17 protein-coding genes are annotated in these 14192 nt (G+C 60.3%); 5 read left to right on the top strand and 12 right to left on the bottom strand.

What is annotated here, in order from left to right; all coding sequences use genetic code 11:
• Window positions 1-25 precede the first annotated feature (25 nt).
• The 5 genes from flgA to QDT79_RS19160 all read left to right on the top strand — a co-directional run bounded on the left by flgA (window position 26) and on the right by QDT79_RS19160 (window position 2494).
• Complete coding sequence (gene flgA, locus QDT79_RS19140; RefSeq protein ID WP_063990262.1) at window positions 26-679, top strand: flagellar basal body P-ring formation chaperone FlgA; 654 nt, start codon at window positions 26-28, stop codon at window positions 677-679.
• Between the two features lie 129 nt (window positions 680-808).
• Window positions 809-1120 carry a flagellar biosynthesis anti-sigma factor FlgM gene (gene flgM, locus QDT79_RS19145; RefSeq protein WP_063990263.1) on the top strand — a complete coding sequence of 104 codons (312 nt, stop codon included), beginning with the start codon at window positions 809-811 and terminating at the stop codon, window positions 1118-1120.
• A 39-nt stretch (window positions 1121-1159) separates the two neighbouring features.
• Window positions 1160-1594, top strand: coding sequence for a flagella synthesis protein FlgN (locus QDT79_RS19150; RefSeq protein WP_063990264.1), 435 nt, complete (start codon window positions 1160-1162; stop codon window positions 1592-1594).
• Between the two features lie 229 nt (window positions 1595-1823).
• Window positions 1824-2195 carry a type II toxin-antitoxin system RelE/ParE family toxin gene (locus QDT79_RS19155; RefSeq protein WP_063990265.1) on the top strand — a complete coding sequence of 124 codons (372 nt, stop codon included), beginning with the start codon at window positions 1824-1826 and terminating at the stop codon, window positions 2193-2195.
• A complete protein-coding gene (locus QDT79_RS19160) occupies window positions 2192-2494 on the top strand; it encodes a helix-turn-helix domain-containing protein (RefSeq protein WP_033632742.1) in 303 nt (100 codons plus the stop codon). The genes QDT79_RS19155 and QDT79_RS19160 overlap by 4 nt, the downstream gene beginning before the upstream one ends.
• A 2-nt stretch (window positions 2495-2496) precedes the next feature.
• On the opposite strand, the gene QDT79_RS19165 is transcribed toward QDT79_RS19160, so the two are convergent.
• The 12 genes from QDT79_RS19165 to cheW form a co-directional block, all read right to left on the bottom strand.
• Window positions 2497-2901: a flagellar protein FlhE gene (locus tag QDT79_RS19165; protein WP_063990266.1), complete on the bottom strand. Its 405-nt coding sequence runs from the start codon at window positions 2899-2901 to the stop codon at window positions 2497-2499.
• Entirely contained in the window at window positions 2901-4979 is a 2079-nt protein-coding gene (gene flhA, locus QDT79_RS19170; protein WP_063990267.1) for a flagellar biosynthesis protein FlhA, read from the bottom strand. Before flhA ends, QDT79_RS19165 begins: the two co-directional genes overlap by 1 nt.
• A complete protein-coding gene (gene flhB / locus QDT79_RS19175) occupies window positions 4972-6123 on the bottom strand; it encodes a flagellar biosynthesis protein FlhB (protein WP_015378261.1) in 1152 nt (383 codons plus the stop codon). Before flhB ends, flhA begins: the two co-directional genes overlap by 8 nt.
• A 126-nt stretch (window positions 6124-6249) precedes the next feature.
• Complete coding sequence (gene vapC / locus QDT79_RS19180; RefSeq protein WP_063990268.1) at window positions 6250-6648, bottom strand: type II toxin-antitoxin system tRNA(fMet)-specific endonuclease VapC; 399 nt, start codon at window positions 6646-6648, stop codon at window positions 6250-6252.
• Entirely contained in the window at window positions 6648-6881 is a 234-nt protein-coding gene (gene vapB / locus QDT79_RS19185; RefSeq protein WP_041035628.1) for a type II toxin-antitoxin system VapB family antitoxin, read from the bottom strand. The genes vapC and vapB overlap by 1 nt, the downstream gene beginning before the upstream one ends.
• Window positions 6882-7006: 125 nt before the next feature.
• The gene (cheZ, locus tag QDT79_RS19190; protein ID WP_004934858.1) at window positions 7007-7651 is read right to left on the bottom strand and encodes a protein phosphatase CheZ; all 645 of its coding nucleotides are present in this window, start codon (window positions 7649-7651) and stop codon (window positions 7007-7009) included.
• Window positions 7652-7661: 10 nt separating this feature from the next.
• Window positions 7662-8051, bottom strand: a complete 390-nt coding sequence (gene cheY / locus QDT79_RS19195; RefSeq protein WP_004934862.1) for a chemotaxis response regulator CheY — start codon at window positions 8049-8051, stop codon at window positions 7662-7664.
• 102 nt (window positions 8052-8153) lie between these two features.
• Window positions 8154-9203, bottom strand: a complete 1050-nt coding sequence (locus QDT79_RS19200) for a protein-glutamate methylesterase/protein-glutamine glutaminase (RefSeq protein WP_063990269.1) — start codon at window positions 9201-9203, stop codon at window positions 8154-8156.
• A complete protein-coding gene (cheR, locus tag QDT79_RS19205; RefSeq protein ID WP_308316918.1) occupies window positions 9203-10075 on the bottom strand; it encodes a protein-glutamate O-methyltransferase CheR in 873 nt (290 codons plus the stop codon). Before cheR ends, QDT79_RS19200 begins: the two co-directional genes overlap by 1 nt.
• A 37-nt stretch (window positions 10076-10112) precedes the next feature.
• Window positions 10113-11729 (bottom strand): methyl-accepting chemotaxis protein, encoded by a 1617-nt coding sequence (locus QDT79_RS19210; protein ID WP_107226382.1) that lies wholly within the window; start codon window positions 11727-11729, stop codon window positions 10113-10115.
• Between the two features lie 76 nt (window positions 11730-11805).
• Complete coding sequence (gene tsr, locus QDT79_RS19215) at window positions 11806-13476, bottom strand: methyl-accepting chemotaxis protein (RefSeq protein ID WP_063990271.1); 1671 nt, start codon at window positions 13474-13476, stop codon at window positions 11806-11808.
• Between the two features lie 195 nt (window positions 13477-13671).
• The gene (gene cheW / locus QDT79_RS19220) at window positions 13672-14172 is read right to left on the bottom strand and encodes a chemotaxis protein CheW (protein WP_025303271.1); all 501 of its coding nucleotides are present in this window, start codon (window positions 14170-14172) and stop codon (window positions 13672-13674) included.
• Between the last annotated feature and the right edge of the window lie 20 nt (window positions 14173-14192).

The raw sequence follows: 14192 nt of genomic DNA on the forward strand, positions 1-14192 counted from the left end.
CCCGATGAAGCTTGAGAAGATGACGATGAAAGGTAAAATGCTGCTGCTTATCGGCCTGCTGTGCAGTCTGAACGCGCGCGCCGACGATCTGGCGACGCAAATCGAAAGCTTCATCCAAGGCAAGTTCACCGGTGAGCCGGTGCAGGTGAAAGTGCGGGTGCGCACGCCGCCGGCCCAGTGGCCCGCCTGCGAACTGCCCCAGCTGTCGCTGCCGCCCAACGCGCGGATCGGCGGCAACGTCAGTATTTCGGCGCGCTGTGGCCAGGAGCGGCGTTTTATCCAGACTCAGGTGCAGGTGTTCGGCCGCTATTTGGTTTCGGCGCGCGGCATCAGCGCCGGCAGCCGGTTGACCGCGGCGGATCTGACGTTGAAAGAAGGCCGGCTCGATACCCTGCCGCCGCGCGCGCTGACCGAAACGGGCAAAGCGTTGGGCGCCGTCAGCCTGCGCAACATCAGCCCTGGCCAACCGCTGACCCTCGCCATGCTGCGCCGCGCCTGGATTATCAAGGCGGGGCAATCGGTGCAGGTCAACGCGCAGGGCGAAGGATTCAACATCAGCGGGTCGGGCAAGGCGATGAACAACGCCGCCGCCGAAGACAGCGTGCGCGTGCGCATGGCGTCCGGACAGATCGTCAGCGGCGTGGTCGGAGACGACGGCGCGATTCGCATTACGTTATAAAAAAGTAAAGGTTCCGCAAACCTTGCCGATAAGACAAATCAAGCAGCATTTTATTGGCCACCAGGGCCGCAAAAATTTCATTGCAGCGTCGTCGCCCGCCAGCGGTCACGGCGTAAACGGAGATGGACCATGAGTATCGATCGCACCCAGCGGTTACAGCCGGTTTCCACTGTGCAACCACGTGAAACCCCGGCCGACAACCCGCTCCAACCGCGCAAGGCCGCCGTGGCAGAAACGGCCGTCAGCGGCACGCAGGTCAAACTGAGCGAGGCGCAGGCGCGTCTGATGCAACCGGGTTCCCAGGATATCGATATGGGCCGGGTCGAGGCCATCAAGCAGGCGATCCGCAGCGGCGAACTGAAGATGGACGCCGGTAAAATCGCCGACGCGCTGCTGCAAGACGCACAGAGCGATATTCAATGGATCGCCGGACGCGACTGACAGCGCGCGGCGAGTAGCGGTAAAGGATAAGTCATCACTATGGAAAACCTGGCACAACTGCTGGACAAACTGTTGGAAACGCTGCGGGCGCTCAATGGCGTGCTGGAGGAAGAGCACGACTTGCTGTGTTCCGGCCAGTTGCCCGGCGTGGCATTGCAGCGCGTCACCGATGCCAAAAGCCAACTGCTGGCGACGGTCGCCTACCTCGAGCAACAGCGTCTGGGGCAGGAAAAAGCCTGCGGGCAACGCGCGCCCTATTCCAGCCATGCGTCTCTGGCCGATCGCTGGCAGCGCATTCAATTGCTGAGCCAAACGCTGCGCGAAAAGAATCAGCACAATGGCTTGCTGCTCAATCAACAGATCGACCATAACGCGCAGGCGCTGGCCATCCTCAGCAAGAACAACAAATCGCTGTATGGCCCGGACGGCCAGTCGCACGCCGGCAGCCTGCTCGGCAGAAAAATCGGCGTCTAACCCCCTGATTTCGCCCGGTGTGCGCAGCGCCGGGCGCGGGTTTCCCCGGTTATGCGCGCCCTCTCGCATTTTCTTCTTTTTGCTTTCTGAATTCCCTTAACGTTATGCGCCAGGCTGCGCAGAACGGATATTTGCCTGTTCCCCATCACTCTCTATTTCGTCATCTTAGCTCGGTCGTTAAACATCTTGATCTGTACCCATTAAGGGTATATTTTCACACGGAGAGTGAATGACCGACATTTATCTCACAAAAGCCTTCCAGACATTTGCCGGCGACGAACGCATTAGTGACGCCACGATAGTGAAAGCGGCACGAGAGATGCAAAATCAGTTGTACGACGCCAATCTCGGTGGTTGCGTTTACAAAAAACGCATCGCCCGGATGGGGAGTGGAAAACGGCGCGGGTATCGGGTATTAATCGCAACGGCAGATGAAGGCAGGATCTTTTTCATGTATGGCTTTGCCAAAAACGAAAGAGACAACATCAATCAGGAGGAGTTAATTTCCTGGCGGCATTTGGCGGCGCTGTATCTGGATTATTCACCATTCAGACTGTATCAGCTGGTCAACTGCGGGGAATTAATAAGGTTACAACTATGAGCAAGATGCTGAAATCGATCCACCAGGAAGTTCAGGGCCTGCACCGCGCCGGTTTCGTCGACGACGTGACCATGCGCACCTTCGACATGCTGTGTCTGCGGCCGGTGAAACAGTTCGGGCCGGCCGAGATCCGCGCGCTGCGCGAACGGGAAAACGTCAGTCAGCCGGTATTTGCGCTGTATCTTAACGTCAGTAAAAAGGCGGTGCAGAAATGGGAGCGCGGCGAAGCGCAACCGAACTCCGCCGCGATGAAGCTGCTGACGCTGGTGGAACGCAACGGCCTGCAAATTCTGGCCTGATCCTACTGATAATTAACGATGACCTGATTGCCAATCACCCGCAGCGGCGGGTTCAGCCCGCCTTGCGACTGCACGTAATAGACAAAGCGCAATTCCGCATTGGCCGGTTCGCCCTGCAAACCGTTGCTGCTGCCGCTGCCGCCGCCGAGCGGAATGCAGCGGTTCACCGTACACAGCTGGGCCTGCAGCCCGGCCGGCTCCGGCCCCAGTAAACGATAGCGCCAGCTGACGCTGATGATGCGCGCATTGGCATCCGGCAACGCGTTCGGCGGCCGCAAACCGGCGGACTCATCGCGCATGCCGCCCTGTTCCAACGTCACGCCCGCCCCTTCGGCCACCCAGGAGCCGGACACCGCGCCGGCGGTTAACGGCACCAGCAAACACAACACGAACAGACAACGTTTCATCAGGCGGCTCCAATGGTCGACGTCATGCGAATCTGGCGATCGTCGTTGATTTCGAGGTTGGACAACACCACGATCTGCGGCAGGCTGCGGCGCAGGAAGCGCGCCAGCAAGGCCCGCAGCGCATGGTTGACCAGCAGCACCGGCGGCGCGCTGAGCATCTCTTGCCGCTGCAGCGCCTGGCGCGCCTGATCCAGCAGGCGATCGGCCAGCCCCGGCTCCAGACCGCCACCGCCCTGCAACGCCTGCAGCAACAAACGCTCCAGTTGGGTATCCAGACCGATGACCTGAATCTCGCCGTTGCCCGGGAACCACTGCTGCGTGATCGCCCGGCCCAGCGCCACCCGCACCACGGTGGTCAGCTCATAAGGATCGCTTTGCGCCGGGGCATGCTCCGCCAGCGTTTCGACGATGGTGCGCATATCGCGGATAGAGACGCGCTCGGCCAGCAGGTTTTGCAGCACCTTGTGCAGCGTGGTCAGTGATACCACGCCCGGCACGAAGTCTTCGGTCAGTTTCGGCATCTCCTGCGACACGCGATCCAGCAATTGTTGGGTTTCCTGGCGGCCAAACAGCTCGCTGGCGAACTGGCCGATCAGGTGATTAAGATGCGTCGCCACTACGGTGCTGGCTTCCACCACGGTAAAGCCCTGGATCTGCGCCTGCTCGCGCAATGCGCTGTCGATCCACACCGCCTCGAGCCCAAAGGCCGGATCGACGGTTTTGTCTCCCGCCAGCTCCCCCACGGCATTGCCGGGGTTGATCGCCAGCCAGCGGCCCGGCTGCGCTTCACCGCTGCCGATCTCGACGCCTTTCATCAGGATGCGGTAGCTGGCAGGCGGCAGTTCCAGGTTGTCGCGAATGTGTACTACCGGCGGCAGATAGCCCATGTCCTGCGCAAATTTCTTGCGAATACCGCGGATACGCCCCAGCAGCTCACCGTTTTGTTGAAAATCGACCATCGGAATCAACCGATAGCCCACCTCCATCCCCAGCGGGTCTTCCAACTGCACGTCGGCCCAGCTGGCTTCGGCGGCCTGCGGGTTCTCCGGCATCACCGGCGCCTCCACCGTTTTCGGTGCCTGTTGTTCACGGCCGCGCAGCCACCAGGCCAGGCCCAGCAAAGCGGCGGTAAACAGCAGGAACACCAGGTTCGGCATGCCCGGTACCAGGCCCAACAGCCCCAGCACCCCGGCGCTCAGCAGCATCACGCGCGGATTGTTGAACAGCTGGCCCACCATCTGCTCGCCGACGTCCTGATCGGTCGCGACGCGGGTGACGATAACGCCGGCGGCGGTGGAGATCACCAACGCCGGGATCTGCGCCACCAGGCCGTCGCCGATGGTCAGCAGCGTATAGCTTTCCGCCGCCGCCCCCAGCTCCATGCCGTGTTGCACCACGCCGACCAACAGGCCGCCGACCACGTTCAGCACCATAATCATCAGGCCGGCGATGGCGTCGCCGCGCACGAATTTACTGGCGCCGTCCATTGAGCCGTAGAAATCGGCCTCTTGAGTGACTTCGGCGCGGCGTTTCTTCGCTTCGTCCTCGCCGATCAACCCGGCGTTCAGGTCGGCGTCGATCGCCATCTGCTTGCCCGGCATGCCGTCCAGGACAAAACGCGCGCCCACTTCGGCGATACGCCCGGCCCCCTTGGTGATGACCATGAAGTTGATCAACACCAGGATGATGAACACCACGATACCGATGGCGAAGTTGCCGCCCACCAGGAAATGGCCGAAGGCCTCCACCACGCGGCCGGCGGCGGCGGAACCGGTGTGCCCTTCCAGCAAGATGATGCGCGTCGACGCGACGTTGAGCGACAAACGCAGCAGCGTGGAGAACAGCAGGATGGTCGGGAAGGCGGCGAATTCGAGCGTGCGCTGGGTGAACATCGCCACCAGCAGCACCATGATCGACAGCGCGATGTTGAAGGTAAACAGCAGGTCGAGGATAAACGCCGGCAACGGCAACACCATCATCGACAGGATCAGCAGGATCAACACCGGGCCGGCCAACACCTGCCACTGCGTATCTTTAAAATTGCCCGGCAAACGAAGCAGGGAGGCCAAATTAGCCATCAGAGTCACTCTCTTTTGCAAAATCCAGTGCTTCCGGCACCGGTAAACGTTCAGGTTTTTTCGGGATCAGGCCGCCCTCGCGCCGCCAGCGGCGCAGTTGGTACACCCAGGCCAGCACTTCGGCGACCGCGGCATACAGGGTGGCCGGGATATGTTGTCCAATCTCGCTGTGTCGATACAGCGCACGCGCCAGCGGCGGCGCTTCCAGCATCGGGATGCGGTGCTCCGCACCGAGCTCGCGAATGCGCAAAGCGATTTCACCGGCCCCTTTGGCCAGCACTTTCGGCGCACTCATTTTTTTGTCGTTGTACTGCAACGCGACGGCGTAGTGCGTCGGGTTGGTGACGATCACGTCCGCCTTGGGCACATCGGCCATCATGCGGCGCCGGGCGATCGCCCGCTGTTGCTGACGAATGCGCCCCTTGACGTGCGGGTCCCCTTCCTGGTCTTTGAATTCGTCGCGAATATCCTGCTTGGTCATCTTCAGCTTTTTGAAGTGGCTCCACAGCTGGTAGAACACGTCGAACGCCACCATCGGCGTCAATCCCAGCACCACCAGAAAACCGCAGAACAGAATCATCTGCAGCGCATTGCCCAACGCGTCGAGCGGCTGCTGGGTCATCAGATGCAGCATTGCCGCCCAGTTATGCCAGAGATAGAGGCCGGTCACCCAGCCGACCAGCGTCGCTTTCAGGATCCCTTTCAGCAGCTCGGCCAGCACCTGGCTGGAAAAGATACGCTTCAACCCGGACAACGGGTTCAGCCGCTTCAAATCGAATTTGATCGACTTGCCGCTGAACAGAATACCCCCCAACAGCATCGGCGCGGCGAGCGCCACCAGCACCAGCCCCGCCATGATTGGCAACAGCGCCAGTACGGCCTGGCGCAGCAACATGCCCAGCTGGCGCAGCATCTGTTTATCGTTGCTGACCATGCCGTGGTCAAAGTTCAAACCCTGCGTGAGCATCGCCGCCAGCTGTTGCGCCATGTTGCTGCCGGACATCAGGATGATCGCGAGGCCCGAGAGCAGCATCAGTACCGAGGTCAGTTCGCGGGAACGCGGGATCTGGCCGTCTTCACGCGCCTTCTCCAGCCTGTGGGGCGTGGGGGCCTCGCTTTTTTCCAGATCGCTGTCTTCAGCCACGAAACGCCGTTCCTGTGTCGGGAGGGTAAAGAATGGCGGTCAGCATGCCAAAAAATTGGCGATGTCATTGACGGAACAACGGGGGAAAAGGCGGGTTATTTAGGGGATGAGACCATCAGGGAGACGTTACAACCAATTTTCCAGCCGCAAACCCTCAACGCGCTCAAATTCGCGTCGATTATTGCTCACCAGGATCAATCCTTCGCTGCGCGCATGCCCGGCGATATGTAGATCGTTTACGCCAATAGGCGTTCCCTGGCGTTCCAGCGCAGCCCGGATGTTGCCGTAGTGCGATGCCGCTTTGGCGCTGTAATCGAGAATGTCCAATCGGGAGACAAAATCCTCAACGACTCTGGCGTTCACCGCTGGCCGAGCGCTTTTCTCCACCCCGTGAACCAATTCGCCATAGGTGATCGACGAAATGACCATTTTACCTGCATAGCGATTGAATGCCTCCAGCACTTCCAGCGGCCGGCGCTTAATGACATAGATAACAATGTTGGTGTCCAGCATATGGCTGAACATCAAAAATCTTCCCGCTCGCGTTGGTGCTGTCCGGCACGTTCATTAAGGAAATCATCGCTCACCTCATTTTCCGCACAGAAGAAGCTGTCCCAGGTATTCTCCAGGGGGGCAAGAATGCGCTCTTTGCCCACTACGCGGACGGTCACTTTAGAAACGGTATCAGGGAAACGCACCTCTGCAGGCAAGCGTACAGCCTGTGTCCGATTATTGGTAAAGACAGAACCTAACGTCATGGCGACCTCCTTTAACTGGAGTACAAATTATAACCGCCATGATGTATATAGCAATACTATATACATTAATCTTTGCGGGACACCGCGCAACTTTCGGGGCGCGCCGTCGCGCGCCCCGAAAAGCCTTAGAAACCGAGGCTGTCGAGCAGATCGTCGACCTGCGCCTGGTTGGCGATCACGCCGACGCCGTTCTGGTCGAGCTGCGGGCCGTTCAGCAGGCTGTCGTTCGGCCGTTTTTCCTTCACCGGTTGCTCCGGCATGTTTTCCATCAGCACCATCAGCAGCTGCTTTTCGATCTCCTGCACCACGTCCATCATGCGCTTGATCACCTGACCGGTCAGATCCTGGAAGTCCTGCGCCATCATGATTTCCAGCAGCTGGGCATTGGTGAAGGCCGTATGGCCCGGCACCTGATCCAGATACTGGCGTGTGTCGTTAACCAGAGAACGCGCGTCGTCCAGTTCGATAGGATTGGCGAACCACTCGTCCCAGCGCCCTTTCAACGCGTTCGCGCCGGATTCCAGCTCCGCCTGGCGCGGTTGCGCCGCCTCCACGCAGTTCAACGCCCGTTCCGCCGCCTGCGCCGTCATGGTTACGACATAGTCAAGACGGTCGCGCGCATCCGGGATCGCTTCTGCCGCCTGGGCGATCGCCTGATCGAGCCCCAGTTCACGCATGCTGTCGCGCAGCATTCGGGTCAGTTGGCCGATGCGGGAGATGATCTCTCCCGCGGTCGCTGCATCGCTGGCAGGCATTGGAATGTCTCTCATCGCCCTCTCCTTACATGCCCAATTTTTCAAAAATCTTGTTGAGCTTTTCTTCCAGCGTCGCCGCCGTAAATGGTTTCACTACATAACCGCTGGCGCCGGCCTGCGCCGCCGCGATGATATTCTCTTTCTTGGCTTCCGCCGTCACCATCAGTACCGGCATCGCGGCCAGCGCGCTGTCGGCGCGAATGGTCTGTAACAGTTCGAGCCCGTCCATGTTCGGCATGTTCCAGTCGGACACCACAAAGTCGAAACCGCCGGCGCGCAGCTTGTTCAGCGCATCCGCGCCGTCTTCAGCTTCTTCGACGTTGTTGAAGCCCAGCTCTTTGAGCAGATTTCTGACGATGCGGCGCATGGTGGAAAAGTCGTCCACAACCAGAAATCTGAGGTTCTTGTCTGCCATTGTTACTCCTGAAATAGTTAACCGTTTAATGATGCAAAACCGCAGGCCGCCGCGCGGCGAACCTGGGTCATATCGCCGCCGGGTAAACCCTGCGGACTAAAATCAAATGCGCAATGCCTGGCCGCCGGAAATCTGCGCCAACATGCGCTGGCTCATCCTGTCCAACTCGACCACTTCGCTGACGCCGCCGCTGGCGATCGCCTCGCGCGGCATGCCGAACACCACACAGCTCGCCTCGTTCTGCGCCAGGGTATACGCCCCGGCGCGGTGCATCTCCAGCATCCCTGCCGCGCCGTCGTTGCCCATGCCGGTGAGGATCACCCCCACCGCATTGCGGCCGGCATATTGCGCCACCGAACGGAACAACACATCGACAGACGGACGATGGCGGTTGACCGCCGGGCCGTCATGCAGCTTCACCTGATAGTTGGCGCCGCTGCGCGCCAGCTCCAGGTGGCGGTCCCCCGGCGCGATGTAGGCGTGGCCCGGCAGCACGCGCTCGCCGTCCTCCGCTTCTTTCACCGTGATCTGACACAGCTTGTTCAGCCGCTCGGCGAACGAACGGGTGAAACCGGGCGGCATGTGCTGGGTGATCAGCAGCGCCGGGCTGGTCGCCGGCAGCGGCTGCAGCACCTGGCGGATCGCTTCGGTGCCGCCGGTGGAAGCGCCGATGGCGATCAGTTTTTCACTGCTCAGCAGCGGCGCGTGGCTGAGGATCGCCGGCGCAGGGCTGTTGGAACGCTGCGGCAGGCGCGCCTTGGCAGCGGTGCGGATCTTCTCGGCAATCAGCTCGCTGTAGGCCAACATGCCTTCGCGAATGCCGAGCTGCGGTTTGGTCACAAAGTCCACCGCGCCCAGCTCCAGCGCACGCAGCGTGATCTCAGACCCTTTGCCGGTCAGCGAAGAAACCATCACCACCGGCATCGGCCGCAGACGCATCAGCTTCTCGAGGAAATCCAGCCCGTCCATGCGTGGCATCTCGACGTCCAGCGTCAGCACCTGAGGATTAAATTTTTTGATCAGATCGCGCGCCACCAACGGATCCGGCGCGGTCGCCACCATCTCCATGTCGGCGTGGCCGTTCACGATTTCCGTCATCAGCTGGCGCATCAGTGCCGAATCGTCTACGCATAACACTCTGATTTTACTCATTACCTCTCCTTGGTCAGCCCATACACGGTCTGCCCACGCAAGTAGAAATCCCGGCTGATTTGGCTGAAATTCTCGGAGTGGCCGGCGAACATCAGCCCCCCCGGCTTAAGTAAGGGAACGAAGCGGCGCAGGATGCGCTCCTGCGTCGCCTTATCGAAATAGATCATGACGTTGCGGCAAAAAATGGCGTCGAATTGCCCCGGCAGCGCCCACTCCGGCGCCAGCAGGTTCAGCGGCTGGAAGTTCACCTGCGCCGCCAGTTCCGGCCGCACGCGCACCAGCCCCTGATGCGGCCCGGTGCCGCGCAGGAAATAGCGCTGCATTTGGGTCGGCGTCAGGGTGCGCAGATCTTCCTGGCGGTAAACGCCCGCCTCCGCCTTTTCCAGCACCTGCGTATCGATGTCGCTGGCCCAGACCTGGCAACTGCCGGCCCGCTGGCCCAATGCATCGCTCAACGTGATGGCGATCGAATACGGTTCTTCGCCGGTCGAGGCCGCGGTGCTCCAGACGCTGTAGCCGTTCGGCCGCGAGCGCGCGTGTTCCGCCAGGATCGGGAAGTGATGCGCCTCGCGGAAAAAGGCCGTCAGGTTGGTGGTCAGCGCGTTGATGAACGCCTGCCACTCCGCGCTGTTCGGGTCGCTTTCCAGCAGCGCCAGATAGTCGCCGAAATCGTGCAATCCCAACAGCCGCAAACGGCGCACCAGGCGGTTGTAAACCATCTCGCGCTTATGCTCCGCCAGCACGATGCCGGCGCGTTGATAAATCAACTGGCTGATACGGCGAAAATGCACGTCCGACAGCGGCAGGCGCTGCACCATTTGCGTCAACATCGACGCAGTATCCCGGTTAGAAGTTGACGGCGCCTGTTTCATGCCACCTCACCGGGGAAAAACGTGCTGCTTATGCGGTTTAACAATCTTGGGCTTCCTTTACCACAGGTGAAACTGCGTTGCTGCTGTTACCTGGCGCGACGAAGTTATCGTCCGCCAGACGGAATACCGCGACCGCGTCGGCCAGGGTAATAGCCTGCTCTTCCAGCGCGGTGGCGGCAGAAGCGGACTCTTCCACCAGCGCGGCGTTCTGCTGGGTGACCTGATCCATCTGGGTCACCGCCTGCGTCACCTGCTCGATGCCGCGGCTCTGTTCATCCGAAGCCGACGCGATCTCGCCCATGATGTCGGTCACGCGGGTCACCGAACGCACGATGTCCTGCATGGTGGCGCCGGAGTTTTCCACCAGCACCGAGCCGTGTTTGACGCGGCTGACCGATTCATCGATCAGCCCCTTGATCTCTTTCGCCGCCTGCGCGCTGCGGCTCGCCAGGTTGCGCACTTCGCCGGCAACCACGGCGAAACCGCGCCCCTGTTCGCCGGCGCGCGCCGCTTCCACCGCCGCATTGAGCGCCAGAATGTTGGTCTGGAAGGCGATGCCGTCAATCACGCTGGTGATAGCGCCGATTTTCTGCGAACTGTTGGCGATGTCGTGCATGGTGGTCACCACGTCGCCGGCCAGTTCGCCGCCCTTGGCCGCGGTGGCCGAGGCGTCACGCGCCAGCTGAGAAGCCTGCCGCGCATTGTCGGCGTTCTGTTTCACCGTGGCGGTCAGCTGTTCCATGCTGGCGGCGGTTTCTTCCAGCGAAGCGGCCTGCTGCTCGGTGCGGGAAGAGAGATCGTTATTGCCTTCGGAGATCTCCTGCAGGCCGATCAGAATCGACTCCGCGCCGTCGCGCACGGCGCCGACGGTGCCGATCAGCGACTGCTGCGTGCGTTGCAGGCTGGCGAACAGCATGCTGATTTCATTGCGGCCATACACCTGAATCGGCGTCGCCAAATCGCCGGCGGCGATGCGTTCAAAGTGGCTGCGAATTTGGTTCAGCGGCTGTACCAGCATGGTGCGTAACCACCACATGGCGCTGCCGGTTACCACGATCAGCATCAAGACCGCCCCCGCCAGCATCAGGCCCGCCAGCGTGAAGGAGAACTGGTTGGCGTCTCTGGCTTCGCTGATGTCGCCGTTGACCAACTGCAGGTACTGCACGAAGTCGGCTTCGAACAGGTCCTGGGTTTTCTGCGTCGGCTGGTCCATAAACGCCTGCAGCTCCCCTTTCTCCAGGAAGTCGATCAGCTCACGCAGCGCGCCGCGCAGCCGCTCGTAGCTGGCCTTGGTGGTTGCCGTCTGCTGACGCTGTTGCTCACTGCTGCGCTCAACCGCCATGAACTGATTGAAATAGAGATCGGCCTTCTGCAGCGAACTGCGGGCGCTACTCATCAATTCGTTCACCTGCTCCTGTGGCAGTTTCAGCGCCGCACGGGTGCCGGCGCGGTTCAGCGTATTGCGCGCCTGCAACAGCGACACCCAGCTCAGGCTGAGCGAATCGCGCTGCTGGCTGCCAAGGGTGATGATGTCGAGGTTATGGTTATCGGAACGAAACGCGGAATACGACAGGCCGCTGCTAGCCAACTGCAGAACGCAGAAGGTCATCAACAACAGGAACAAGCTGGTAGAGATACGGATTCGGTTAAACACTGTGAACCTCCTTGCAGCCGGCCGGCGACCGGCCTACGTAGGGAAAAGGGCCTCTGCGAGAGAGGCCCGATACCGGTCAGAACGTTTCCCAGTTATCCTGCAGATCGCTGGCGTTCATTTTCTTATGATTGATTACCGGTGTTACCGTCGCCTTGCTGGTGACAGGCGCTTTAAACTCTTCCTGGCCTTCCGGCCTCAGGCGGAATACCGCCACCGACTGGGTCAGCATGCTGGCCTGTTCTTCCAGCGCCGCCGCCGCCGAGGCGGATTCTTCCACCAACGAGGCGTTCTGCTGGGTCACGCGGTCCATTTCCGCTACCGCCTGGCCAACCTGATCGATACCGCGGCTCTGTTCGTCAGAAGCCGAGGCGATTTCGCCCATGATGTCGGTCACGCGGGTAACGGCATTGACGATGTCGCCCATGGTTTCGCCGGCGCTCTCGACCAATACGGAACCCATATCGACGCGGCTGACCGAGTCTTCGATCAAGCCTTTGATCTCTTTGGCCGCCTGTGCGCTGCGCTGCGCCAGGTTGCGCACTTCACCGGCCACCACCGCGAAGCCGCGGCCCTGCTCGCCGGCACGCGCCGCTTCCACCGCGGCGTTCAACGCCAGGATGTTGGTCTGGAAGGCGATGCCGTCGATCACGCCGGTGATATCGGCGATTTTCTGCGAGCTGCCGGCGATGTCGTGCATGGTCTGCACCACGTTGGCCACGACTTTGCCGCCTTTCTGCGCGGTTTCGGAGGCGCTCAGCGCCAGCTGTGAAGCCTGACGGGCGTTTTCGGCGTTCTGTTTTACCGTGGCGGTCAGTTGCTCCATGCTGGCGGCGGTCTCTTCCAGCGAAGCGGCCTGCTGCTCGGTGCGGGAGGAGAGATCGTTGTTGCCCGCGGCGATTTCCGACGCGCCGCTGTAGATGGCGTCCGCGCCCTGACGCACGCCGCTGACGGTTTCGATCAGTTCGCTTTGCATGTGTTTCAGGCTGGCCGCCAGCACGCCCATTTCGTTGCGGCTGGTGACGACGATCTGCTGAGTCAGGTCGCCGGCGGCGATCTGTTTGATGTGGTCAATCATGCGGTTCAGCGGACGCACCAGGATATGATGGATGCCGGTCCAAACGAGCACGATCACGGCCAACACGACCAGCAACACGATCACCAGCGTCCAAATGGCCGAGGAGAACGACTTGTTGCTGTCTTCTACCGCGCCTTGGTACAGCTTGTCGTTTTGTGCCAGGTAGGTGTTGTAGATCTGCTCGAAGCCGTCCTGATAGCTTTGTGTCGGTTGATCGAAGAAAGCATTGATTTTGCCTTCGCCCAACAGCTGAATCAGTTCAGTCAAAGCACCGTGCAAGATGTCATACTGTTGCTTGAGCTTTTCCGCGGACTGCGCGTCCTGACGCGGATCGAGAGGAATTTTTTCATAGGCGGCGTAATGCTGTTCCGCAACCGTCAGCATGCTCTTCGCCGAAGTCAACAGATCGGTGACGCTGGCACCGCTGCCGATTTTGTTGGTATCCATCATGTAACGAATACCCGCTCGGTTCAGGGTATTACGAGTCTGCAGCAGGTTGACCCAGCTTTCGTTCAGTTCAGACTGCTGCTGACGAATCGTCTGCAGTACGGCAAAGTTCTCTTTATCATTCTTGAGCGAGGAGAAAAAGAGTCCGCCCGAAATCAACTGCAAGGCGCCAAACAACACCAACACCAGCAACAGGCTGGTGACCACCTTCATACGATTTAACATGATTTCCCTTGTTGAAGCCCGCGCAGACAGGCTCTGATGACGTTGAATGTGAGAGTTATCGGCGCCGTGCGGCAAAACTTTATGCGGGAAAGTAACTATTTTTAGTGGGGGTTCCGGGCGCGGCCTGCGGCGTCGCAACAGGTCAGGAAGAGTGATGGATGAAGGGGGCAGCGCCCTGCCCCCTGGGGTCATGAATCAGACGCTTTTCGCCACGCTGTCGACCAGCGACATCTCTTCGCTGCTCAGCAGCTTTTCGATATCCACCAGGATCAGCATGCGCTCGCCCAGCGAACCGAGACCGGTGAGGTATTCGGTCGCCAGCGTCACCGCGAACTCCGGCGCCGGGCGGATCTGCTCGGCAGTCAGCGACAACACGTCCGAAACGCCATCGACCACGATGCCCACCACGCGCTGGCCAAAGTTCAGCACGATCACCACGGTGTTTTCATCGTAAGACACGCTTTGCTGCGAGAATTTCACCCGCAGATCGATGATCGGGACAATCACGCCGCGCAGGTTGGTAACACCCTTGATGAACGCCGGCGTGTTGGCGATGCGGGTCACCTGATCGTAGCCGCGAATTTCCTGCACCTTGAGGATATCGATGCCGTACTCCTCGTTGCCCAGGGTAAAAATCAGAAACTCTTGCCCTACCGTTTCGCCAGCCAATTTGCTGACGGCTGCCAATCCTGCCATATCATTCACCTTTTAAATCA

This window comes from Serratia marcescens, from assembly GCF_029846115.1.
Lineage (GTDB): Bacteria > Pseudomonadota > Gammaproteobacteria > Enterobacterales > Enterobacteriaceae > Serratia > Serratia marcescens_L.